We start from the raw sequence: 20,786 nt of genomic DNA, 5'->3' as shown, positions 1-20,786 counted from the left end.
CGGCGCGGCACGCGCAACCGAGCCGCCTCCGCCACGCGCTTGCAGCGCACGCGGCCGAAGACGGATGATCCGGTGATGGGGAACCTGCGACTTCTGCACGCGTTGCTGCTGGCTCTGGTTGTGGGCTGGAGTGCTTGCGTGCGTGCGCAAGCGGATCTGAGCGTGTCGCGCCTTGCGGGCGAGCCGGGGTCGGTGCCGGCCATGCTTGCCGGGGACCTGGACGATCGTTTCATCGCAGTCGAAGATGCGGTGCTGCGTCCGCAGCCCACCGCATCGGGCTGGTATCGGGTGGAAAGCAGTCGCGACTGGCCGGCGGATCGGCAACCGATGCTGGTGCTGCGCACCTGGACCGCGAGCCGCATGACGCTGTGGCGGTCGGGGCACGCTCAGTCGCTGCAGCGCGAGACGATGGGGTCACATGCCGACCTCGGTTTCTCCGCCAGTCTGCTGACCTTGCCGCTGCGGGGCGGGCTGCGTGCCGGTGAGCCGCTGTATCTGCAGGTTTCGATTCCGGATTTCGCCGCGCATGTGCTCGCGATCGAGCCGGAGCAGGAGTTGCGCGTCCGCGACCAGCGCTGGGTGCGCGGCCAATCGCTGGTGAATGGCGCGCTGCTGGCGCTGGCGCTGGCGGGTCTGGGCATGGGCGTGGCGTTGCGCGAGCGCAGCCTGCTGTTGCTCGCCGGTGCGCTGGGCTTTTCGCTGCTGTATGTGCTGGCGGGCAGCGGCGAGTTCTACCGCTGGCCGCTGTTGTCTTCGCTGGCCGCCGACCTGCGCAGCCCGCTGGTGTTCGCCGCCAACGGCGCCAGCCTGATGATCGCGCTGTTCGTGCGTCACCTGCTCGACATGCCGCGCAATACGCCGCGGCTGGCGCGCCTGCAATGGCCGGTATTGCTGGTGTTTGCGCTGGGCATGGCGAACACGCTGCTGTTCGGGGTCGGCGCCAGCGCGCGTATGTGGGCGCAGATCGGCAACCTCAACATCGTCGCGAGCAGCTTGCTCCTGCTCGCCGCCTGTGTCCTGCGCGTGCGCGCCGGTGACCGTTCCATCCGCCTGCTGCTGTGGTCGCTGCTGCCGTTGATGGTGCTCGCGCTCTGGCGCGTGGGCGAGGTGCTGGCCGGGCGTGCGCTCAATCCGACCATGAGCATGCTGTTCACGCTCAGCTTCCTGTTCCTGGGCACGATCCTGTTCATCGGTCTGGTCGAGCGCATGCTGCAGTACAAGCGCGAGCGGGATGCCGCCGACTCACTGGCACGACACGATCCGCTGACTGCGGCCTACAACCGCCGCGCGCTGGACGAGCGACTGCAGGCGGCGGAGCTGGAATCGCGGCGGGTCGACCGCCCGCTGGCCCTGCTGTTCGCCGACATCGACCACTTCAAGCGCGTCAACGACGAGCACGGCCACGATGCCGGGGATGAGTGCCTGCGCGAGGTCGCGCGGCGCATTCACTCGTCGCTGCGCATCGGCGACTTCTTCGGTCGTTATGGCGGCGAGGAGTTCGTGGTCGGGCTGCCGGGCATGAGCGTGGAGGAAGCGCGCGGCGTTGGCGAACGCATTCGCCAGAACGTCGCCGCCGAACCGGTGCGATTCGCTGGCCGCGCGCTGCCACTGACCATCAGCATCGGCGTCGCGGGGTTGCAGCGCGAGGGCGAGTCGATCGACGCGGCGCTGAAGCGTGCGGATCAGGCGCTCTACGCCAGCAAGCAGCAAGGTCGGGATCGGGTCAGCGTGCTCTGAGTCGAGCGCGCAGCGTCTTGGCTCAGCGCGCGAACAGTTCGCGGCAGTGAGCGCTGCTGGCTTCGGCGAGCGCGGTGAGGCTGTAGCCGCCTTCAAGCGAGGAGACGACACGGCCCTGCGCGTGGCGCTCGGCGATGGCGACGATCTCGCGGGTGAGCCAGGCGTAGTCGGCGGTGTCGAGGTCGAGGCCGCCGAGTGGGTCGAGCCGATGCGCGTCGAATCCGGCCGAGACCAGCAGCAGTTGCGGGCGAAAGGCGTCGATTGCGGGCAGCAGCTGCTGCGACCAGGCCGCGCGGAATTCGGTCGAACCGGCGCCGGCAGCGAGGTGCGCGTTGAACACGTTGCCGATCCCGGTCTCGTGCAGCGCGCCGGTGCCCGGGTACAGCGGCCACTGGTGCGAGGAGGCGAAGCAGACGCGCGCCTCGTCGGCGAAGCAGTCCTGGGTGCCGTTGCCGTGGTGCACGTCGAAATCGAGGATGGCGATGCGCTCCACGCCGCGATCGAGCGCGTGACGGGCGCCGAGCGCGATGTTGTTGAACACGCAGAAGCCCATGGCGCGTGTGGGTGTGGCGTGATGTCCGGGCGGGCGCACCGCGCAGAACGCGCGGCGGGCGCGGCCGTCGAGCACGGCATCGACCGCGTCGACCACGGCGCCGGCGGCATGCAGCGCCGCAGCGAGCGAATCCGCTGCCGGGTGCAGCACGGTGTCGGCATCGAGCAGCAGGCGCTCGACGTGCGGTGCGTGCGCGAAGATCTGGGTGAACTCGATTCCATGATGGACGCGCTCGACCAGCGTCCGCGCCACGGCCGAGGACTCGACGCGCGCGATGCCGGCGAACTCGGCCGCGGCGAGCGCGCGCAACACCGCGTGCAGGCGCTGCGGGCATTCGGGATGACCCGGTCCGGGATCGTGCCGCAGGCAGGCCGGATGGGTCAGGATCATGCGCGTTCAGCCGCGCTTGCGGCGCTCATGCTTCCACAGCGTTTCGCCGTGCCCAGCCGAGCGCGCCAGCACGCGCGCGAGCACGAACAGCAGGTCGGACAGGCGATTGAGGTAGCGCACCGCTTCCGCGCGCACGGCGTCGTGGTGCGACAGCGTGACCACCTCGCGTTCGGCGCGGCGCGCCACGGTGCGCGCGACGTGGCACTGCGCAGCGGCCATGCCGCCGCCCGGCAGGATGAACTCCTTGAGCGCGGGCAGGTCGGCGTTGAGCCCGTCCAGGCGTTGCTCCAGGCGCGCGATGTCGGCGTCGTGGATCATTGCGCTGCCCGGGATGCACAGTTCGCCGCCGAGGTCGAACAGCTCGTGCTGGATCTCGGTGAGCATGTCCTCGATCGGTGCTGGCGGGCCGCAGGCGATGACCACGCCGAGCGCGCTGTTCAACTCGTCCACGGTGCCGTAGGCGGTGACGCGCGCGCTGTCCTTGGACACGCGCGTGCCGTCGCCGAGGCCGGTGCTGCCGTCATCGCCGGTGCGCGTGTAGATCTTGCTCAGGCGGTTGCCCATGGCCTCAGGCCGCGGCGGTGGCGACCGCGCGGCGCTGCAGCAGCGCGTGCGCGCCGAACAGGATCGTCGAGTACACCAGCACGCCGGCGATCTGGTTGCGGAAGAACGGGATCGCGGCGACGTAGCATTCGACCAGACCGGCAGAGGTCAGCGGGTACATGCCCGAGCCGGTCCAGACCACGAAGTTGGTGACGACGAAGAAGAACAGCGCAGCACCGAAACCGTAGCCGGCCACGCGCAGCGCGCTGATGCGGGCGCCGAGGCGGGTGCCGGCGAGCGCGATCACGGCCATGCAGCCATAGACCACCCACATGCCCGAGTGGAATCCGAGTACCGCGTCCGAAATCAGCATCGCCGCCAACGGCACCAGCACCGCAACGTAGCGACTCGCGAACACCGCACCGGCGAACAGCGCCATCGCCTCGATCGGCGAGAAGTTCGGCGGCCGCCCCGGCAGCAGGCGCGTCAGCGCGGCGGCCACGACGAGGGCGATCAGCAGCACCAGGCGGGCGCGGTCGGAACGGAAGGCTTGCGGCATGTCGAACTCCGGGGGATTGCGGGATGGGGCATTCTAGTGGAGGCCGGCGACGGGCGGGTGGGGCCGCGGCCGGGCAGGCGGTCAGCGGCGCATGCGGCGGGCGGCCTTGTCGGCGTACATGGCCGCGTCTGCCCGCGCGATGGCGTCGGCAAGGCCTCGGTGCGGCTTGCGCTCGGCGCATCCGAGCGAAGCGTCGATGCCGGATGCGGCGAGTGCGCCGCCGAGCACGCCCGCGAGCCGCTCGACCGCGGCCAGTCCGTGGCCCGGCAGCAGCACCGCGAACTCGTCGCCGCCGATCCGGCTCAGGTGCGCCGTCGTCGGCACGCTGGCCGTGAGCACCGCACCGGCGCGGCGCAGCAACGCATCGCCGGCGGCGTGTCCCTGGGTGTCGTTGACCGGCTTCAGCCCATCGAGATCGATGACCAATACGCCCAGGCGCTGGCCGATGTCCCGACAGCGCTGCTCTTCGCGTTCGCCGAGCAGGTCGAAGGCACGGCGGTTGCCAAGCCCGGTGAGCGCGTCGGTCATCGCCGCGGCTTCGTGCTGCAGCGCCGTGCGCCAGGCCGACTCGCGCTCGAGGTCGAATTGCAGGATGGTCGAAAGCTGCCGCGACAGCAGTTCGATCAACGGCTGCTGATCGACCAGGCTCGGCGACTGCGCCTGCGGGTCGAAGCCGCACAGGGTCCCGAACAGCGCGCCGTCGGCGCGTTGCAGCGGGAAGCTCAGGTAACTGCCGATCGGCACGTGGCGACGCGCGGGCGCATCGCGGTATCCAGCCACCGCCTCGACATCGGGCGCGATGTGCGGCGCCCGCCCCGCGACCATGGCCGCGCACAGCGTGTCGGCAAAACGCATCGAATCCCCCGGCTTCAGTCCGTAGCCGTTGTCGGCGCTCGGCTGCAGCACCAGCATCGTCTCGCCCTCGGCCCGGTTCACGCTCCACACCGCCAGCGGCACCTCCGCATTCAGAAACCCCACCACCGCCCGCGATGCACTGGCGAAGTCGGGAAACGGCGGCAGGGGCAGCGCAGCTCGAACGTTCATGCCGCCAGCCTAGCGACCGGTGGGTGGTGTGGTTGTGAGGGTGGGGAGGCGCCTTGGGCCCAGTCTCTCGAGGTGCGTCAGTCGCGGGCCGAGGTGGCGGTCCCAAGGAACTCGATCGCCTGCGCTGCAGTAAGGATGGCGATGCGGTTCCAGGAGACCCCAATCCGAGCAAGTGGCGATCGCCGGACACCAGCGCATCGGCGCGGGCGGCCAGCGCACAGGCGATAACGTGATCGTCGTCGGGGTCGGCCAGAACGACTCTGGGGACAGAGCGCGGCGTGATGCTGATCGCGAGCTCGCCGTAAAGCGCTATGGCTCTTTCTACCGAGGAAATCTCTTTTGCCAGGCGAGAAGCGAGATGCTCGCGGGCAAGCACATCGCGCAGTTCGTCCAGCAACTCCGGCGAGGTGTATAGCAGGACATCGCCCGTCGCCGCTGCTTGTAGCAATCGAAAAGGCACGCCACCCCAGATCAACGCCGATACGACGACATCGGTGTCGAGCACGAACCGCACCGGTCAGCGCCGCTGTGCGTGACGCATGGCTCGTACAGCGTGGACCTCCGCCACGACTTCTTCGTCGGTCATTGGCAGCAAGTCGGCCACGTGCAGGTCGCCTGCAAGCTGCAATAGCCGGCGCCCGGCGTCGCGACGCATCGCGTCCTCCAGTAGCTGGCGGATGGCGTCGTCAGAGAGCAGGCCGGCGCTCCTGGCGCGTTCAACGACATCGTCGGGCAGGGATACGGTGATGCGGGTCATGGAGATCTCTCCCTTGCGAACGGCCCTCTTGGCGACGCGGCTGCGCTCGGCCTCAGCCTCAGATACTTCAGTGTCCGTTGCGCAAGCATAGCCGGCTGGCGTGCAGTGTGTTGGCGCACTCATAGCGAAGCCGCGTCGCGCGGGATTGCGGTTCAGATCGAAGCAACGGCCGCCTCTGCGATCCGGCACTGGGCCGGATGCTGTCCCCGGACCCGGTCGTGCAGGAGCTCTACAACGCCCAGAATCTCAATCGCTACACCTACGTCCTCAACAACCCGCTCAGCTACACCGCCCCCAGCGGCCTGAACTTCATCCGCAAGTACTGGCGCCAGATTGCGGCGGTCGTGGTTTCCATCTTTCTGCCCGGTGCGGGTTTCATGATCGCCGCTTTCGGTGAATTCGGGGCAGTGGTGGTTGCCGGCTTCCGGTCCGGAGGTATCGGCAATGGCAGTTTGCATGGCGCGATGGTGGGCGCCTTCAGTTGAGCACGCTCACCACAGTCCGGGCCGCGGACTCGACAAGCGGCTCATCGCCACGCTGTCTGGCGGCGACTGGATCCGACAAAAGCAGAGTCTGTTGATCACCGGTCCGACCGGCGTCGGCAAGACTTGGCTGGCCTGTGCGCTGGCGCAACATGCTTGCCGCCAAGGCTTCCCGGCGCTGTATCAGCGCGTGCCGCGGCTCACCGAAGCGCTACGCATCGCGCATGCCGACGGCAGCTTCGGCAAACTGCTTGCGCAACTCGCGCGCATCGACGTGTTGATCCTCGACGATTGGGGCATGACCCCGCTCGATCAGGCCGCACGCCACGACCTGCTCGAAGTCATCGACGAACAGATACCCTACGTCTTTGCGCACATCAGGTTCGATGCAAAGCTCAACAGGAACGTCCCCATCTACGATGAGCCGGGTCGTTGGCGCCGATTCCAGCCCGGAGGTTAGTTCATGCTCTCGAATCTGAAGTGGTCATTTCTCTTGGTTTGTCTCGCAGCGCCTGTCGCCTGCACCGTGGCGTCCAGCCAAGCCCAGGTGATCGAGCTTGAGGATATTGCCACTGATGCTGAAGCGGTCGAGGTCGAGAGAAGGGCGCTGCAAGGTGACGTTTTCTCCATGATCCGACTTAGCAGATATGTGGGCATGAGGAACAACGACGTCGTGGAGGCGCGACACTGGTTGTGGTTGGCAGCAAAGCATGGAGACTGCATGGGAATCTCGGAGACCATCAGCTACTGCGAGGACGACGAGGAACTGGAGCATTGCGCAAAGTGGTACATCGCCAGGGATGAGCATTGTCCAAAGTTGCCTAGCGATGCCGCTCGATAAATCTCAGTCCTCGGGAGCTTCTCCCTGCTTGCGTAGCGCGGCCATGAAGTCCAGATCGAGCGTCAGACCGGCGAGGGCGGTGATCAGGATGTTGCCTTCGGCTCGGCGGATTTCGGCGGGGGCGAAGCGTGCTGGATTCTGGGCGGCAGGGTCCTGGCGATACAGGGTGATCACGCCCGAGGGAATGTCGATCAGCCAGAGTTCGCGCACGCCGGCCAGGTCGTAGCGCTGGCGCTTCTCGATGAGATCGAAGCTGGCGGTGCTGGGCGACAGCACTTCGATGATGAAATCCGGCGCGCCGCGAACGCCGCGTGCGTCGATCTTGGCGGGATCGCAGACGACCGCCACGTCCGGCTCGAAAAGCAGTGGAAGAGAGGCTGGACGACAAGGCACTGCGGTCGTCCGAATGCGCTGTGCCGGTATCCGGCGTCTCCGAAAAACAACACGGCCCGCGCGAAGCGGGCCGTGTTGTTGGGTTTGCGGCGGGGAGTTACTCGAAACCGTCGCGGAAGATCAGGCCAGCATCGGTCGGGTAGGGGTCGCAGGCGTCGCCCTGGCCGTCGCTGTCGGTGTCGGTCTGGCTGGCGTTGGCAGTGATCGGACAGTTGTCGACGAGGTTGAGCACGCCGTCGCCGTCGATGTCTGGATCGCAGGCGTCGCCGATGCCGTCGTTGTCGAGGTCGGCCTGGTCGTTGTTGGCGAGCGCGGGGCAGTTGTCGAGCATGCCGCAGATCAAATCACCGTCCGGGTTGAGTACCGGATTGGTGGCGCAGGCGAAGTCGAGGTAGGTGATCATGCCGTCGTGGTCGGAGCTGTTGATCGGCCCGGTATTGGTGCGGCTGCGCTCATCGGCCGCGGCGTTGTTGGCAATGCCGTAGTCCGCGCCCAGGAAATAACCCTGGGCGGTGCGCGCCAGCAGGATGTGATCGATGACCTGCATCGCCGGCACATCGCGGTCGCCCGATCCCTGCACCGCATCGAAGTCCTGCGTGAACTGGTACGAGGTGCGCTCATTCGCCGGGACCGCCGTGCCGACATTGAACAGCCGCGGCACGACGATGTTGGCGCCGAGGTTGCAGGTCTCGGTGCCGGCTCCGCCCGACAGCGTCGCGTTGCACTCGTTGGCGGCGTCGTCATAGCTGCCGGCGATCAGGCCAACCACGTCGGCATAGCCGTCGGTGTGCTCGAAGGCGTTGTAGTCGCCGACCAGAATCAGCGGCAGCGTGTCGGTGCCCTGTCCGGCGAACGGACCGGTGGCGGTCTGGAATGCCTGCACCAGGTTGGCGATGTCGCGCGCCTGCTGGAAGCGCTTGGCGCGGTCGCGCTCCAGCGCTGACTGGGTCGTGCAACTAGTCGTGATCTTGTCGACGCAGGATCGCGCCTTGGTGTGGTTATTCAGCACCGCAAACGCACGCGCACCGCCCGGTCCGTTGAACGTGCCGCGCAGCAGCAGCGGCGGGCGATCATGCAGAATGTCCGAACCGTTCGGGTCGTTCCACATGTTGCCCTTGTAGAACTGCTGAACGCTGACGCCACCGACACGGCTGGCGCGGGTCAGGAAGCCCACGTCGATATCACCCGGGTCGTCGCCTTCGAGCAAGGCTGCGTCGTAGATTGGGCCGCCGTCGGCGTTGATGCGGGCGGCGAGGTCCTGCAGCGTGGTCAGGCGGTCGACTTCCTGCACGCCGATCACGTCCGGCGAACCGAGCACGCCGCGCACATAGGCGGAGACCTTGCCGAGCTTGTCGGTGTAGTTGAGTACGGTGCCACCGGCGCCGCGTGTATCGCGACTGCACTGCGGGGTCGAAACGAGGTCGTCGCACAGGTGCTGGGTGTTGAACGAAGCGACGGTCAGTTCATCGCCGCCGGCGGCCGCCATTACCGCCTCGGGCACTGCTTGGGCGGCGACGATGTTGAGCACGGTCGGATAGAACTCGTAGTCGCCGAAGCTGTAGCCAATCACGCCGCTGGCATTGAAGCGCGTGCCTGCGGTGACCTCGGTCACGGTCAAACCGGCCTCGTCCGCATCCATCTCCAAGGATTCCGGGTTGCCGTCGAACTGACCGGCGGCGGCGTTGCCGGCGCCAGGAATGCTCGGCCACAGCACGCCGACTTCGCGCCGCGAGACCATTGCGGTGGGCGAGATGAACACTTCGGCGTAGAGATCTGCTGCGCGGCGCAGGTTTGCGCGCGAGACGATGGCGTCGGGCAGGCTCACGCGCATGCCCTCGAAGCACTCGAAGTTGGTGTCGGTGTTGTTGACTCCGCCGGGTCCGGTGCCCGGGCAGCTCAGCAGTGTCGGGTTGGTGGACGGAATACCGCCGCCAGCGCTGAACGGCACCGCGGTCGGCAGTGGTGCGGTGCCGGTCACGACGATGCTGGTCGGATTGCTGATCTGGGTCTGGCCGAAGCGTTCGTGCGCCTGACCGACCACGGTCACCGCGTCACCGATCGCAACCGTTGGGTCGGTGTTGGTGGAAACGAAGATGCCTTCCGAAGTCAGCGGGTCGGCATCGGCGTCGGCGTCGGCGGCCTGGGCGAAGAAGCCGTTGAGATCGGCGGGCGAGCCATCGACCGCAGCGATGCGGGTGATGGCGGTGACGATCGCACCGGAGATGCGGACGATTTGCCCGGGGTTGGCGTCGGAGGGCGTCGGATCGAAGCTGGAGAACGCACCGCTGCCCTGGATCTGGTGGATCGGCGTGGTCGTCAGATCGTCGTCCTGGATCGTCCCGGTTCCCGGAGAAACGGCGATGCTGGCGCCGACCGGACTCGACAGGTTCACGACGAAGACCTCGTTCGGCTCGACCGTGGTGTCGCCGGTGACGTTGACGGTGACGGTGCGCGTCAGGTTCATGGCGTCGAAGCTGAGTGTGCCCGAAGCCGCGGCGTAGTCGTTGTCCGCGACAGTGGCTGTGCCATCGTTGCTGGCGTAGTTGACCGTGACCGTGCCACTCGCGGGCGCGGCGCTCATGGTGACGGTGAACGAGAACGCGGTCGGTCCGCTGTTGCCTTCATTCTGGCTGACGTTGTTGATCGACAGGCTCGGCACGTCATCGTTCTGGATGGTGCCCGTCGCGACCAGGTCGTTGCCGGTGGCGTTGACGTTGGTGACGCCGGAGAGGGTGACGGTGAAGTCTTCGTTGCTCTCGATGCTGCTGTCGGTGACGATGCTGACGACCACGCTGCCGCTGGTGGCGCCTTCAGCGATCGAGCCTGCGGCTGCCACCAGGCCGCCGTAATCGATCGGGTCATTGGCGCTGCCGTCACTGGTGCTGGCGCTGAAGCTCACGCCGCCGGCCGGGGCAGCGCTGGAGAGCGTGATCGGGAAGCTGAAGTTGGTGCTGCCACCGGTGCCCTCGACCGCGCTGACATCGCCGATGCTGATCGTCGGCAGCGCCACCGCGAGATCATCATCGAGGATGGTCGCGGTGCCGCTGTTGCTGCCTGCGAGCACGAAGTAGCCGCTGGCGGCGGCGGTGGCGATGGTGACGGTGAAGGTCTCGTCGGGTTCGTCGCTGTCGTCGCAGAGGATCGGCAGGTCGATGGTCGAGACCGTTGCTGCGGGCAGCAACGTCTGCGCCTGATTCGTGTAGCCGGTGTAGTCGGTGCCCTGGGTTGCGGTGACGGCCGCGGTGGTGAAGGTGAAGGGGATGCCGGTGCTCGGCACGCTGCCGTTGCGGCTCACGGTCAGGACCAGGTTGTTCGATCCCGGGCAGGTGGCGACATTGCCTTCGGTCAGCGAGTCCGCGGCTTCGAGGTCGAGCGTCGGGACCATGAACGAAACATCGTCGATCGCGAGCGCGTCGGCGACGCCGACGGTGTTGGCGTCGAGCCAGCGGATCCAGAAAGTGGCGCCGTTGGCCAGGTTCAGGGTCTCGATCCAGGCATTGATCGCGGTGCGGTTGCCGCTGGCGTTGCCGTCGAGCGCGGTGTTGGCGACGCTGGTGTTGGGCGAGCTGAAGTCGAGCGTGTTGACGTCGGTCCAGGTGGCGGCGCCATCGGTGAGCGAGGTGGCGTCGGTGCTGTACTGGAAGTCGAGACGGTCGGAGGTGGTGTCTGCGGCGCTGCGCTTCCACTGCTCGCCGGTGTACTTGACCCAGAGGTACTTGAGGACATCGCCGGTGTTGTTCTGCAGGCGCGCGCCGATGTAAGGCGTGGCGGTGGTGCCGCGCACTGCCGGCTCGCGCCAGGTGCCGAGTGCGCGATCGCTGTTCGTGCCGGTGCCGAAGCTGTACACGCCTTCGTTGATCGCGCTGCTGCCGTCATCGGCCAGATAGACGCCGTCGCCACCGACCTCATCGAAGGCGAAGCCGGTCGGCAGCGTGCTGCTGGTGCCGGAACTGGCGAGCGTGTCCAGCGACTCGATCGAGAGCGTGGAAACGGTTACCGGACGCGGTGTCGTGATTGGCGTGCCGGTGACGCTGAGGTCGTCGATGCCGACCCATTCGTCGGTGCCGGCTGCGTTGATCGTCAGGATGCGGAGCTGGATCTGCGCCTTGTTGTCGGCGTCGCTGCCGAGATTTCCGGTGACGGCCGTCACCTGCGTCGCTGACCCGCCAGTCGTGGCATCGGTGATGTTGGTGTTGGTGCCGGCTGCCAACGTGAAGGCGCCCGAGCAACTGCCGAGTGAAGCGCACGCCCTGTACTGCAAGGCGAGCGGCTGGGTGGCATTGGTGGCGTCCGACTCCATGTCCTTGGCGTTGAAGGTGACCACGATGTTCTGGAAGCCGGTGGTAACGAGGTTGACCAGGATGTAGGCGGCATCCGCGGTGCCGCTGCCCTGGACGGCGACGGCGTTGCCGTTGATCTCGATCTCTCCGGTGCCGCCGGCGGAGGCAGAGCCCGGGGTGGTGATGTTCGGGGTCACATGCAGCGTGTCAGCATCGCCGCCGATCGGGTCCGCCAGAAGAGTGCCGGCATTGCCGCCGTTGTACGGATTTGCGCCGGCGGCGTCGGTGCCAGCATAGCCCTCGATACCCGGCACGCCGGACCAGTCGTTCGCGGTGGTGATCAGCGACGTGTTGGTCCAGTCTTGGGAAAACGGCAGGGTTTGCGGCGTGCTGTTGGCCAGGACGAGCGGAGCGCAGAGCAAAGCCACCATACCGCCTGCACGCGCAAGGCGGTTGAACCCACGACGATGTTGCATGACGAACCCCTGTGTGACTGCTTCGTGAAGGAGGCAGCCTAGCAGCGGCCTGTTCCCGTCGCATGACACGGCGCGGCAACGCGTACGGGCGTGGCCGAGCTTCGGCTCAGGCGCGGGTGGCGAAAACAGTGATTTCTTCGCGGTCGATCAGTGCTTGCTTATCTGCCGCAGGCGCGCCATTGCGTCTGGGAGACTGAGGGCGCTCACGCCGTCGGGCAGAGGAAAGCTGCGCTCTTCTCCGTGCACGAACCAGCGGCTGCTGGCCTCGACATCGCGGCATGCGATGTGGAAACCACGCGAGGGCTTGGTGGACGTACTGCGCTTGATTTCAACGGCGATTCGTTCGCCATGACAGTCAAGCAGCAGGTCGACTTCCGCACCGTCCTGGGTACGGTAGAAGTGAGCTGTGCACATCGTTCCTGCTGCGGTGATGAGCTGCTCTGCCACCCAACCCTCGAAGCTGCCGCCGATGACCGGGTGCTTCAGCAAGGCCGGCATGTTCGGGATGCCGAGCAGTGCGTGGGTGAGGCCCGAGTCGCGGATGTAGACTTTGGGCGACTTGCGCAAGCGCTTGCCGACATTGTGTGCAAACGCGGGAAGACGCCGCAGCAGGAACAGGTCACAAAGCAGGTCCAGATAGCGCAGCGTGCTCTGGGCCGAGACGTCGAGTCCTCGCGCCAACTGGCTGGCGTTGAACTCTGCGCCCTGCAGGTGAGCCAGCATGGTCCAGAAGCGACGGAGGGTTTCGCGCGGAAGCCTCGGCGCGAACTGCGGAATGTCGCGTTGCAGGTAGCTTTGGACGAACTGCTCTCGCCAGACCATGCTGTCGGTGTCGTTGCGCGCGAGATAGGACTCCGGGAAACCGCCCCGAAGCCACAACCTGTTCGCCGATGCCGCCCCGACCTCGGTAATCGAAAACGGTCCCAGTTCGACGACCTCAACGCGACCGGCCAGCGATTCTGCGGCACCCTGGAGCAGGTCGAGCGAGGCTGATCCGAGGACGAGGAATTGGCCACAGCGGTGCCCCTGCCTGCGACGTTCGTCAACCGCGACACGAAGGGCCTGGAACAGGGTCGGCACGAACTGGACCTCGTCGAAAATGCACAATCCGGGCCCCAGGTGGTCGAGCAGTGCGTCCGGCTCCGCAAGCGCAGCGCGGTCCGAAGCGCGTTCGAGATCGAAGTAGCGCGACCCGGAAATGCCCCGGTCTGCGGCGATCTGACGGGCCAGCGTGGTCTTTCCGACCTGTCTCGGCCCGACCAGCGCCACCACCGGCGATCGCTCCAGGGCGGCCCAGGTGGCATGCTCGCTCCTGCCAATCTTGAACACTGCATATTCTCCATGTGCTGGAAGATTTGCAGGGTACATCCGAGCGCGGGCTCAGGGCCAACCCGGACCAGCGGAGCAATGTGCATGCGGCAAACGCTGGGTCGGCCGGAGCACGGCACCGGGTCGCCGGGCCCTCAGGCGCGGGTGGCGAACACCGTGATCTCTTCGCGGTCGTGGTAGAGCTGCTTGGCGCGCAGGTCGAGGTCGAAGGGGGCGGATGCGCGCATCGCCGCGAAGCAGCGTTGCACCTCGGGCCAGCGTTTTTTCATCGGCAGCTTGAGGTTGAAGATGGAGCGTCGGCACCAGCCCTCGCGCAGCCAGGTGGCCATGCGCTCGGCGACCTTGATCGGTTGCTCGACCATGTCGCAGACCATCCATTCGATCGGCTTCTGCGGCTGGAAGCGGAAGCCGTCGGCGCGCACATGATCGACCAGACCAGTGGCCATCAGCGAGTCGGCCATGGCGCCGTTGTCGACCGCGATGACGCGCATCGCGCGCCGGGTGAACTGGTAGCTCCAGCCGCCTGGGCAGGCGCCGAGATCGACCGCGGTCATGCCGGCCTGCAGCCAGCGCGCGCGCTCATCCTCATCGAGCAGCACCAGGAAGGCCTCTTCGAGCTTGAGCGTGGAGCGACTGGGCGACTCGGACGGAAAACGCAGGCGTGGAATGCCACCCTTCCATGGCGCCGTTTCGGCATGCGTCGCGATCGACACGTCGATGTGCGTGCCGCTGTGGGCGAACAGGTGCAGGCGATGCGCGCTGCGCGCATCAATTCGCTTCTCGCGCTTGAGCGCGGTCGCCATCGCCGACTCGAAACTGCGGGCGAAGGCGCGCATCTGTTCACCGGCCGGGCTGTCCGCGGTCTCGACCCAGACATCGCTCAGCATCACGCCTGAAGCCTTCAGCTCGGCGAGGATCGGGCCGACGCGGTCTTTCGCATCGAGTTGCTCAAACGAGGCTCGGATCGGTAGCAGCTGGCGTGCGAAGATCAACTCGCGCACCGTGATCTTGCGCAGCGCTGCGGCCTGGACGTGGAGGATCACGAAACCGCTGTCGCGGCTTGTCTGCGCATAGCCGGCGCCACCGCGTGTCGCCAGTTCCTGTTCCAGTTCCTGCGCGCATTCGGGCTCGAAGCCGGCGCGGGTGAGGGCGAGCAGACGTGGAAAAACGGGGTCAGATTCCATTTTCGGTCCTGGACTCGGCTCGGAAGGATGCGCGTTCATCGAAATGGAATCTGACTCCGTTTTTCAATAGCGCGCCGCCGCTGTCGCGGTAGAACGCGAGCACGTCGCGGCATTCGTCGCGCAGGATGTCGCGTCGCACGGCGATGCCGCGGCGTTGCAGTTCTCCGACCCAATCCTGCGGCAGCGGGCCTTCGTCGAACTCGGTGAGTTCCATCACGTCCTCGGCGCGCGCGCCGATCTGCAGTTCGTCGATGCCGGCCCAGAAGCTGGCGCCATAGCATTGGCAGCACGGCTGCGCCGAAGTCACCAGCGCATAGCGTTCGCCGGTTTCGTTCATTCGGTATCGTTGCAGGCGCTGCTGCGCGGTCATGAAGGCCATGATCTCGGCGTGCGCGAGCGAGCAGTTTTGCGGCATGACGCGATTCACGCCGACGCTGACGATGCGCCCGTCGCCGTCGAAAACGGCCGCGCCGAACGGGCCGCCGGTTTCCAGTTCAACATTGCGCCGCGCCAGCGCGGCGACGAAGCGCATGCGCGAGGCATCGTCGGCATGGATCGCGAGTGCGTCGATTTCGGTCGACACCCAGTCGGGCAGGGCCAGCTGGACTTGTGCGCGGATCATCTCAACTACTCCGGGTCGCGAGTGTCCATGCACCGATGGCGATGAAGCCGATGCCGGCGATGGTCTTCAGGGTCACCGGCGAGGCAAAGCGCTCGAGTTGCGCGCCAACCAACACGCCGATGCCGGCAGCGGTGACCAGCGCCACCGAGGAGCCGGCGAACACGGCCCATTTGGAGCGCATGCCGTCGGCAGCGAACAGCATCGTCGCCAGTTGCGTCTTGTCGCCGATCTCGGCCACGAACACCGAGAGCGCAACGGTCAGGAAGGTCTGCCAGAACACGCGTCCGCCTTCAGTCTAGCTCGGTGGTGGCGGTGGCCGACTCGACGCACTGGCCGGCGTCGCAGCGGCAGCCGGCAATGTCGCGTTGGCCGCAGACCGAGCTCAGCCCCTCGCTCTCGCAGCGACGCTTCACCGCCGCCACATCGACCGCTTGGTCCACGTGCACGCAGGCGAGAAATTCGCCGCAGCAATTGCCGACGTTCTTGACCGTGCACTGGGCATCGGTCTCGCAGGCAAGCGGCGCATCCGGCGCACCCGCCGCAGTCGGTTCTGGACTGGTAACCGGTGCCGGCGCACAGGCCGCGAGCAGCCCGCTGAGCAGCACGATGCAGATCCTCCATTCGAGCGTACGCATCACTTGCCTCCGGCCTTGGCCCAGGAATCTCGCAGCGTGCAGATGCGATTGAACACCGGTCGATCGGCGCGATGGTCGACGCGGTCGGCGACGAAGTAACCGATGCGTTCGAACTGGAAGCGGGTTTCCGCCGCCACCTTGGCGAGCGAGGCTTCGAGCTGCGCGCTGACGACGCGCACCGATGCCGGATTCAGATGGTCGCGATAGGTCAAGCCGTCCTTGTCGTCATCAGGATCGGCTACGCTGAACAGGCGGTCATACAGGCGCGCCTCGGCGGCAATCGCGTGCTTCGCGCTGACCCAATGGATCGTGCCTTTCACCTTGCGGTCGGCACCGGGCATGCCGTGGCGCGTGGTCTCGTCGAGCGTGCAATGCACTTCGGTCACGGCGCCATCGGCGTCCTTGAGGAGGGCTTCGCACTTGACGATGCCGACCCCACGCAGGCGCACTTCGCCGCCCGGGACCAGGCGGTGGTAGCCCTTGGGCGGCACTTCCATGAAGTCCTCGCGTTCGATCCACAGCTCGCGCGAAAACGCCACGGCGCGCGTGCCGCGGGACTCGTCCTTGGGGTGGTTGGCCATCGTCAGCGTCTCCGCGTGCGACTCGGCCAGGTTGCTGATCACCAGCTTGAGCGGATCGACCACCGCCATGCGCCGTTCGGCGCGCGCGTCGAGGTCGTTGCGCACTTCGTTCTCGAGCAGCGAGAACTCGAGCACCGACTCCTGCTTGGTCACGCCGGCATTGCGGATGAAGGTGCGGATCGCTTCCGGCGTGAATCCGCGGCGGCGAATGCCGCGCAAGGTCGGCATGCGCGGGTCGTCCCAGCCGGCCACCAGGCCATCGTTCACCAGCGCGAGCAGCTTGCGCTTGCTCATCACCAGGAAGTCGAGATTCAGGCGCGAGAACTCGATCTGGCGCGGACGGCCGGGCGCGAGCCCGAGGCGATCCAGTTCGTCCCTGAGTTCCGGCATCTCCCACACCGGCAAATGATCCAGGCACCAGTCGTAGAGCGGGCGGTGATCCTCGAACTCGAGCGTGCACAGCGAATGGGTGATGCCCTCGACCGCATCCGAGATCACGTGTGCGTAGTCGTACATCGGGTAGATGCACCAGGCGTCGCCGGTGTTCTGGTGCTCGACCTTGCGGATGCGATACAAGGCCGGATCACGCAGGTTGATGTTGCCCGATCTCATGTCGATCTTGGCGCGCAGCGTGCGCGAGCCATCGGAGAAATCGCCCGCTTTCATGCGCGCGAACAGGTCGAGGTTTTCGGCGACGGAACGGTCGCGGAACGGGCTGTTGCGACCGGGTTCGGTCAACGTGCCGCGATACGCGCGCACTTCGTCCGCGCTGAGGTCGCAGATATACGCATGGCCGTCGCGGATCAACTTCAGTGCGCAGCGATGGATCAACTCGAAGTAATCGGAAGCGTGGCGCAGATCGGCCCACTGGAAGCCGAGCCAGTGCACGTCCTGCTGGATCGCCTCGACGTATTCCGGGTCTTCCTTGGCCGGGTTGGTGTCGTCGAAGCGCAGGTTGCAGCGGCCACCGAACTCGGCGGCCATGCCGAAGTTCAGGCAGATCGACTTGGCATGGCCGATATGCAGGTAGCCGTTCGGCTCGGGCGGGAAACGGGTGGCGATACGGCGATGCTTGCCGCTCTCCAGGTCGTCGAGGACGATCTGGCGGATGAAGTGGTTGGGGGTGGGGCTCAAGCTCATGAATCGCGGCTCGGACAAGGCAAGAGCGCGAGTTTAGCCGATCGCGGCAGCGCCTCAGTGACCGCGGATGCGCTTGCGCCGCAGCCGCAGCCGCACCGGGCCACGGGCAGCGTGGATATCGACCGGCCGGCCGCTCTGGACGATGTCGATGCTGCCCTGGTCGGCCATGGTGGCGGCGACATCACGCACCGAGCGCATCAGGTCGCGCCACTCGATCTTCAGTTCACCACCGAGGATGCGCGCGGCCTCGCTCGGGCAGATGCTGGCGTCGTCGTTGCGGTGTTCCAGCAGTTCGATCACGCACTCGCGGATCAACACCGCGAGCGAGTCTTCGACCGGGAACTGGCGTGGCGTCACGGTGGCGGTATCCTGAGTGCCGCTCGACGGTAGCCGAGTCGCGCACCGGGAACCATGTGCGCCGTCGCGCAATCTTCGCCAGCTACGATCATTTGCAGCGCCCGCCAGCGGCTCATGCTCGCGCTCCCGCCAGGTGCGCCATCACCGCCATGCGGACGGCGACGCCATTGCCAACCTGCTCGAGGATGCGCGATTGCGCGCCGTCGGCGACGACGTCGGCGATTTCGACATTGCGGTTGATCGGACCCGGGTGCATGACGATCGCCTCCGGATGCGCGAGCCGCAAGCGGACAGGGTCGAGCCCCCAGTCGCGAAAATAGTCGGCGTCGGAGGCGATCAGCGCATGCTGCATGCGCTCTTTCTGCAGGCGCAGCATGATCACCACGTCGGCACCGCGCACGGCGTCGTCGATGCGCTGGTGCACGACGCAACCGGGCAACGTATCGGCCTCGGGCAGCAATGCCGCCGGAGCGGCGACGCGCAGTTCGCCGACGCCGAGCGCGCGCAGGGCGTGGATGTCGGAACGGGCGACGCGCGAGTGCAGGATGTCGCCGACGATCGCGACGCAGCGGTTCGCGAGATCGCCCTTGTGGCGCACGATGGTGTAGGCGTCGAGCAGGCCCTGGGTCGGGTGCGCGTGGTTGCCGTCGCCGGCATTGATGATCGAGACGCCGTCGGCCGCCTGTTCGGCGAGTGCACCCGGGGTGCCGTTTTCCTTGTGCCGCACCACGAACTGGTCGCAGCCCATGGCTTCGAGGTTGCGCAGCGTGTCGAGCAGGGTCTCGCCCTTCTGTGTTGACGAATGCTCGACATCGAAGGCGACCACGTCTGCGCCAAGGCGCATCGCCGCCAATTCGAAGCTGACACGGGTGCGCGTCGAGGGCTCGAAGAACAAGTTGACCACCGTGCGCCCGGCCAGCAGTTGCGGCGGCCGGGGTTGACGCAGGCGGTCGGCGAGTGCGAACAGCGATTCGATTTCCGTGCGCGCCATGCCGGCGAGGGTGACCAGATGGCGGCGATGGGACGGGTTCATGCGGGGGCCGACTCGGTTTGCGGATGATGGAGCCACTGTTCGACGATGCGGCGCGCGGCCTGCGCGTCGAGCATCGCGGCGTCCTTGCGGCGCGCCAGGCCGGCGCGACGCGCGGCGACGAACTCGGCATCGGCAGCGCGCGAGGTGAAGCGCTCGTCGGCGAGGTGCACCGGAACGGCGTAGCGCTGCCGCAGCAGTGCGGCGAAGGCGCGCGCCGCATGGGTCATCGCCTGCTCGTGGCCATCGCGTGCCAGCGGCAGCCCGACCACCAGCGCCTGCGGGCGCCAGGTCTTGATGAGCGCATCGCAGGCGGCCCAGTCCGGGCCACTCTCGTGGTTGCGCATTACCGCGAGCGCGCTCGCCGTGTGCGTGATGCGCTGGCCGACGGCCACGCCGATGCGGCGCAATCCATAGTCGAAGCCGAGCACGACGGTCGCCTCAGGCATGGCCAGCCACGCCCCCGAGCAGGCGGATATCGACGCCGAGCAGCCGTGCGGCAGCGTCCCAACGCTGCTCCACCGGCAGGTCGAAGAGGATGGCGGTGTCCGGCGGCTCGGCGGTGAGCCAGGCGTTGTCGCGCATCTCCTCTTCCAGTTGTCCGGCCGACCAGCCGGCATAGCCGAGCAGGACCAGAAACCGCTTCGGACCGCGTCGTTCGGCGATCGCCTGCAGCACATCGCGCGAAGTGGTGACGACGAGATCGTCGGAGACCTGGGCGCTGGAGTCCCAGGTACCGAACGGCTCATGCAGCACGAAACCGCGATCGCCCTGGACCGGGCCGCCGACCAGCACGCGCATCTGCGCCAGATCCGCCGGCGCGTGCTCGATGCCGACCTGGGCCATCACATCGCCCAGGCTCCAGTCGGAAGGACGGTTGATGGTCAGGCCCATTGCGCCGTCCGCGTTGTGCTGGCAGACCAGGGTTACGCCGCGCGCGAAGTTCGGGTCGATCAGCGCCGGCATGGCGATCAGCAGGTGGCGGGACAGGTAGCTGGGCGGAGACATGCGTGCGAGTGTAGTGGATGCGCCTGGGTCACTTGCCGGTGACGGTGCCGTCGAGGAATTGCCAGGTGCGGGTGATGTGCAGGATATCGATCTGTTCGTTGCTCGCTGGCAGGGGCGAAAACGGCGCGCCCAGCTCGACGATGCGGATCGCGGCCTGATCGAGCACCTCGTTGCCGGACGACTGGATGATGTCGATGCGTTCGACGCTGCCATCGCGATTGACCGCCACCGTCAGCACCAGGCCGCCGTGCACCTGCTTGCGTCGCGCCTCGTCCGGATAGTTGAGATTGCCGATGCGCTCGATCTTGGCGACCCAGGAGCGCATGTAGGCGGCAAACGCATACTCGCGCGTGCTGGCCGAGATGAACTTGCGCTTCGGGCGCTTGGCGTAGGCCTCGGTCTGGCGTTCGAGTTCGGCCGCGAGCCGTGCCATTTCCAGGCTGTGCTCGATCAGTTCGCGCGCGCTGACCTGGGGCACTTCGGGCGTTGCGACGCGGGGCTCGTCGACGCGCTGCACCGCATATTCCTTGGAGCTTCCGTGCAGTGCCGGTTTCGGAGTGGCCTGTTGCGGCTTGGGCGCACCGGCACGCTGCGGCATCGGTGCGAGGCCGTCGGTCGGCTTCGGGATCGGGCTGGTGACCGGCTGGCGCGGCCGTTTCGACTCCTCCGACTCGCCACCTCCTTGCTGCGAGGCGTTGGCCAGGAAGTCGGCCTTGTTCGGTTGCGTCGCGGCGGCGGACTGCACCAGGATCACGTCCAGGCTGGGCAGGTAGGCTGCCGGGTCCTCATAGTCGAAGGAAACGCCGAGGATCACGATTGCGTGCAGGATCGCCGAGAACAGCAGG

Annotated in this window: 21 protein-coding genes and 2 pseudogenes; 4 read left to right on the top strand and 19 right to left on the bottom strand. The window is 66.9% G+C overall.

From position 1 onward, the window contains the following. Positions 1-138 precede the first annotated feature (138 nt). Complete coding sequence (locus tag IPG63_01275; GenBank protein MBK6725883.1) at positions 139-1,737, top strand: diguanylate cyclase; 1,599 nt, start codon at positions 139-141, stop codon at positions 1,735-1,737. Positions 1,738-1,759: 22 nt separating this feature from the next. On the opposite strand, the gene IPG63_01270 is transcribed toward IPG63_01275, so the two are convergent. The 6 genes and pseudogenes from IPG63_01270 to IPG63_01245 all read right to left on the bottom strand — a co-directional run bounded on the left by IPG63_01270 (position 1,760) and on the right by IPG63_01245 (position 5,583). After that, positions 1,760-2,680, bottom strand: a complete 921-nt coding sequence (locus tag IPG63_01270) for a histone deacetylase family protein (protein MBK6725882.1) — start codon at positions 2,678-2,680, stop codon at positions 1,760-1,762. Positions 2,681-2,686: 6 nt separating this feature from the next. After that, complete coding sequence (locus IPG63_01265) at positions 2,687-3,244, bottom strand: cob(I)yrinic acid a,c-diamide adenosyltransferase (protein ID MBK6725881.1); 558 nt, start codon at positions 3,242-3,244, stop codon at positions 2,687-2,689. 4 nt (positions 3,245-3,248) lie between these two features. Continuing rightward, positions 3,249-3,782 carry a hypothetical protein gene (locus IPG63_01260; GenBank protein MBK6725880.1) on the bottom strand — a complete coding sequence of 178 codons (534 nt, stop codon included), beginning with the start codon at positions 3,780-3,782 and terminating at the stop codon, positions 3,249-3,251. Between the two features lie 81 nt (positions 3,783-3,863). Beyond that, entirely contained in the window at positions 3,864-4,826 is a 963-nt protein-coding gene (locus tag IPG63_01255; protein ID MBK6725879.1) for a sensor domain-containing diguanylate cyclase, read from the bottom strand. 154 nt (positions 4,827-4,980) lie between these two features. Beyond that, a pseudogene (locus IPG63_01250) lies at positions 4,981-5,340 on the bottom strand (putative toxin-antitoxin system toxin component, PIN family). Positions 5,341-5,343: 3 nt separating this feature from the next. Beyond that, complete coding sequence (locus IPG63_01245) at positions 5,344-5,583, bottom strand: hypothetical protein (GenBank protein ID MBK6725878.1); 240 nt, start codon at positions 5,581-5,583, stop codon at positions 5,344-5,346. A gap of 197 nt (positions 5,584-5,780) precedes the next feature. Between IPG63_01245 and IPG63_01240 the strand changes: the two genes are divergently transcribed. Genes IPG63_01240 through IPG63_01230 form a run of 3 tightly spaced genes read left to right on the top strand, consistent with a single transcriptional unit; the run spans position 5,781 to position 6,906 of the window. Next, complete coding sequence (locus IPG63_01240) at positions 5,781-6,068, top strand: hypothetical protein (protein MBK6725877.1); 288 nt, start codon at positions 5,781-5,783, stop codon at positions 6,066-6,068. Then, positions 6,028-6,525 carry an ATP-binding protein gene (locus IPG63_01235; protein ID MBK6725876.1) on the top strand — a complete coding sequence of 166 codons (498 nt, stop codon included), beginning with the start codon at positions 6,028-6,030 and terminating at the stop codon, positions 6,523-6,525. The genes IPG63_01240 and IPG63_01235 overlap by 41 nt, the downstream gene beginning before the upstream one ends. A gap of 3 nt (positions 6,526-6,528) precedes the next feature. After that, entirely contained in the window at positions 6,529-6,906 is a 378-nt protein-coding gene (locus IPG63_01230) for a hypothetical protein (GenBank protein MBK6725875.1), read from the top strand. A gap of 3 nt (positions 6,907-6,909) precedes the next feature. On the opposite strand, the pseudogene IPG63_01225 reads toward IPG63_01230, so the two are convergent. The 13 genes and pseudogenes from IPG63_01225 to IPG63_01165 all read right to left on the bottom strand — a co-directional run bounded on the left by IPG63_01225 (position 6,910) and on the right by IPG63_01165 (position 20,785). Next, a pseudogene (locus IPG63_01225) lies at positions 6,910-7,269 on the bottom strand (Uma2 family endonuclease). Positions 7,270-7,396: 127 nt separating this feature from the next. Next, positions 7,397-12,010, bottom strand: a complete 4,614-nt coding sequence (locus tag IPG63_01220; protein ID MBK6725874.1) for a thrombospondin type 3 repeat-containing protein — start codon at positions 12,008-12,010, stop codon at positions 7,397-7,399. A gap of 192 nt (positions 12,011-12,202) precedes the next feature. After that, entirely contained in the window at positions 12,203-13,423 is a 1,221-nt protein-coding gene (locus IPG63_01215) for an ATP-binding protein (protein ID MBK6725873.1), read from the bottom strand. 95 nt (positions 13,424-13,518) lie between these two features. Continuing rightward, the gene (gene rlmM / locus IPG63_01210; GenBank protein ID MBK6725872.1) at positions 13,519-14,568 is read right to left on the bottom strand and encodes a 23S rRNA (cytidine(2498)-2'-O)-methyltransferase RlmM; all 1,050 of its coding nucleotides are present in this window, start codon (positions 14,566-14,568) and stop codon (positions 13,519-13,521) included. Continuing rightward, entirely contained in the window at positions 14,558-15,190 is a 633-nt protein-coding gene (locus IPG63_01205) for a nucleoside deaminase (GenBank protein MBK6725871.1), read from the bottom strand. The genes rlmM and IPG63_01205 overlap by 11 nt, the downstream gene beginning before the upstream one ends. Before the next feature lies 1 nt (position 15,191). Then, positions 15,192-15,470, bottom strand: a complete 279-nt coding sequence (locus IPG63_01200; GenBank protein ID MBK6725870.1) for a TMEM165/GDT1 family protein — start codon at positions 15,468-15,470, stop codon at positions 15,192-15,194. A 10-nt stretch (positions 15,471-15,480) separates the two neighbouring features. Further along, a complete protein-coding gene (locus IPG63_01195; protein MBK6725869.1) occupies positions 15,481-15,825 on the bottom strand; it encodes a hypothetical protein in 345 nt (114 codons plus the stop codon). Next, complete coding sequence (locus IPG63_01190; GenBank protein ID MBK6725868.1) at positions 15,825-17,546, bottom strand: glutamine--tRNA ligase/YqeY domain fusion protein; 1,722 nt, start codon at positions 17,544-17,546, stop codon at positions 15,825-15,827. Before IPG63_01190 ends, IPG63_01195 begins: the two co-directional genes overlap by 1 nt. Positions 17,547-17,600: 54 nt before the next feature. Continuing rightward, complete coding sequence (locus IPG63_01185; protein ID MBK6725867.1) at positions 17,601-17,903, bottom strand: DUF3253 domain-containing protein; 303 nt, start codon at positions 17,901-17,903, stop codon at positions 17,601-17,603. A gap of 112 nt (positions 17,904-18,015) precedes the next feature. After that, positions 18,016-18,936: an aspartate carbamoyltransferase catalytic subunit gene (locus tag IPG63_01180; GenBank protein MBK6725866.1), complete on the bottom strand. Its 921-nt coding sequence runs from the start codon at positions 18,934-18,936 to the stop codon at positions 18,016-18,018. After that, positions 18,933-19,382, bottom strand: coding sequence for a Holliday junction resolvase RuvX (ruvX, locus tag IPG63_01175; GenBank protein MBK6725865.1), 450 nt, complete (start codon positions 19,380-19,382; stop codon positions 18,933-18,935). Before ruvX ends, IPG63_01180 begins: the two co-directional genes overlap by 4 nt. Then, the gene (locus IPG63_01170; GenBank protein ID MBK6725864.1) at positions 19,375-19,941 is read right to left on the bottom strand and encodes a YqgE/AlgH family protein; all 567 of its coding nucleotides are present in this window, start codon (positions 19,939-19,941) and stop codon (positions 19,375-19,377) included. The genes ruvX and IPG63_01170 overlap by 8 nt, the downstream gene beginning before the upstream one ends. A 28-nt stretch (positions 19,942-19,969) precedes the next feature. After that, positions 19,970-20,785 carry an energy transducer TonB gene (locus IPG63_01165; GenBank protein MBK6725863.1) on the bottom strand — a complete coding sequence of 272 codons (816 nt, stop codon included), beginning with the start codon at positions 20,783-20,785 and terminating at the stop codon, positions 19,970-19,972. Between the last annotated feature and the right edge of the window lies 1 nt (position 20,786).

It is taken from the genome of Lysobacterales bacterium, assembly GCA_016703225.1.
In the GTDB taxonomy this organism is placed as follows: Bacteria; Pseudomonadota; Gammaproteobacteria; order Xanthomonadales; family Ahniellaceae; genus JADKHK01.
The sequence above is the reverse complement of the archived record's forward strand: the minus strand, read 5'-3'. Positions and strand labels throughout refer to the sequence as shown.

Excerpts from the sequence above, each read along its gene's own strand:
- IPG63_01270 (MBK6725882.1), bottom strand. The coding sequence starts at position 2,680 with ATGATCCTGACCCATCCGGCCTGCCTGCGGCACGATCCCGGACCGGGT.
- IPG63_01265 (MBK6725881.1), bottom strand. The coding sequence starts at position 3,244 with ATGGGCAACCGCCTGAGCAAGATCTACACGCGCACCGGCGATGACGGC.
- IPG63_01260 (MBK6725880.1), bottom strand. The coding sequence starts at position 3,782 with ATGCCGCAAGCCTTCCGTTCCGACCGCGCCCGCCTGGTGCTGCTGATC.
- IPG63_01255 (MBK6725879.1), bottom strand. The coding sequence starts at position 4,826 with ATGAACGTTCGAGCTGCGCTGCCCCTGCCGCCGTTTCCCGACTTCGCC.
- IPG63_01245 (MBK6725878.1), bottom strand. The coding sequence starts at position 5,583 with ATGACCCGCATCACCGTATCCCTGCCCGACGATGTCGTTGAACGCGCC.
- IPG63_01240 (MBK6725877.1), top strand. The coding sequence starts at position 5,781 with ATGCTGTCCCCGGACCCGGTCGTGCAGGAGCTCTACAACGCCCAGAAT.
- IPG63_01235 (MBK6725876.1), top strand. The coding sequence starts at position 6,028 with ATGGCAGTTTGCATGGCGCGATGGTGGGCGCCTTCAGTTGAGCACGCT.
- IPG63_01230 (MBK6725875.1), top strand. The coding sequence starts at position 6,529 with ATGCTCTCGAATCTGAAGTGGTCATTTCTCTTGGTTTGTCTCGCAGCG.
- IPG63_01220 (MBK6725874.1), bottom strand. The coding sequence starts at position 12,010 with ATGGTGGCTTTGCTCTGCGCTCCGCTCGTCCTGGCCAACAGCACGCCG.
- IPG63_01215 (MBK6725873.1), bottom strand. The coding sequence starts at position 13,423 with ATGTACCCTGCAAATCTTCCAGCACATGGAGAATATGCAGTGTTCAAG.
- rlmM (MBK6725872.1), bottom strand. The coding sequence starts at position 14,568 with ATGGAATCTGACCCCGTTTTTCCACGTCTGCTCGCCCTCACCCGCGCC.
- IPG63_01205 (MBK6725871.1), bottom strand. The coding sequence starts at position 15,190 with ATGATCCGCGCACAAGTCCAGCTGGCCCTGCCCGACTGGGTGTCGACC.
- IPG63_01195 (MBK6725869.1), bottom strand. The coding sequence starts at position 15,825 with ATGCGTACGCTCGAATGGAGGATCTGCATCGTGCTGCTCAGCGGGCTG.
- IPG63_01190 (MBK6725868.1), bottom strand. The coding sequence starts at position 17,546 with ATGAGCTTGAGCCCCACCCCCAACCACTTCATCCGCCAGATCGTCCTC.
- IPG63_01180 (MBK6725866.1), bottom strand. The coding sequence starts at position 18,936 with ATGAACCCGTCCCATCGCCGCCATCTGGTCACCCTCGCCGGCATGGCG.
- ruvX (MBK6725865.1), bottom strand. The coding sequence starts at position 19,382 with ATGCCTGAGGCGACCGTCGTGCTCGGCTTCGACTATGGATTGCGCCGC.
- IPG63_01170 (MBK6725864.1), bottom strand. The coding sequence starts at position 19,941 with ATGTCTCCGCCCAGCTACCTGTCCCGCCACCTGCTGATCGCCATGCCG.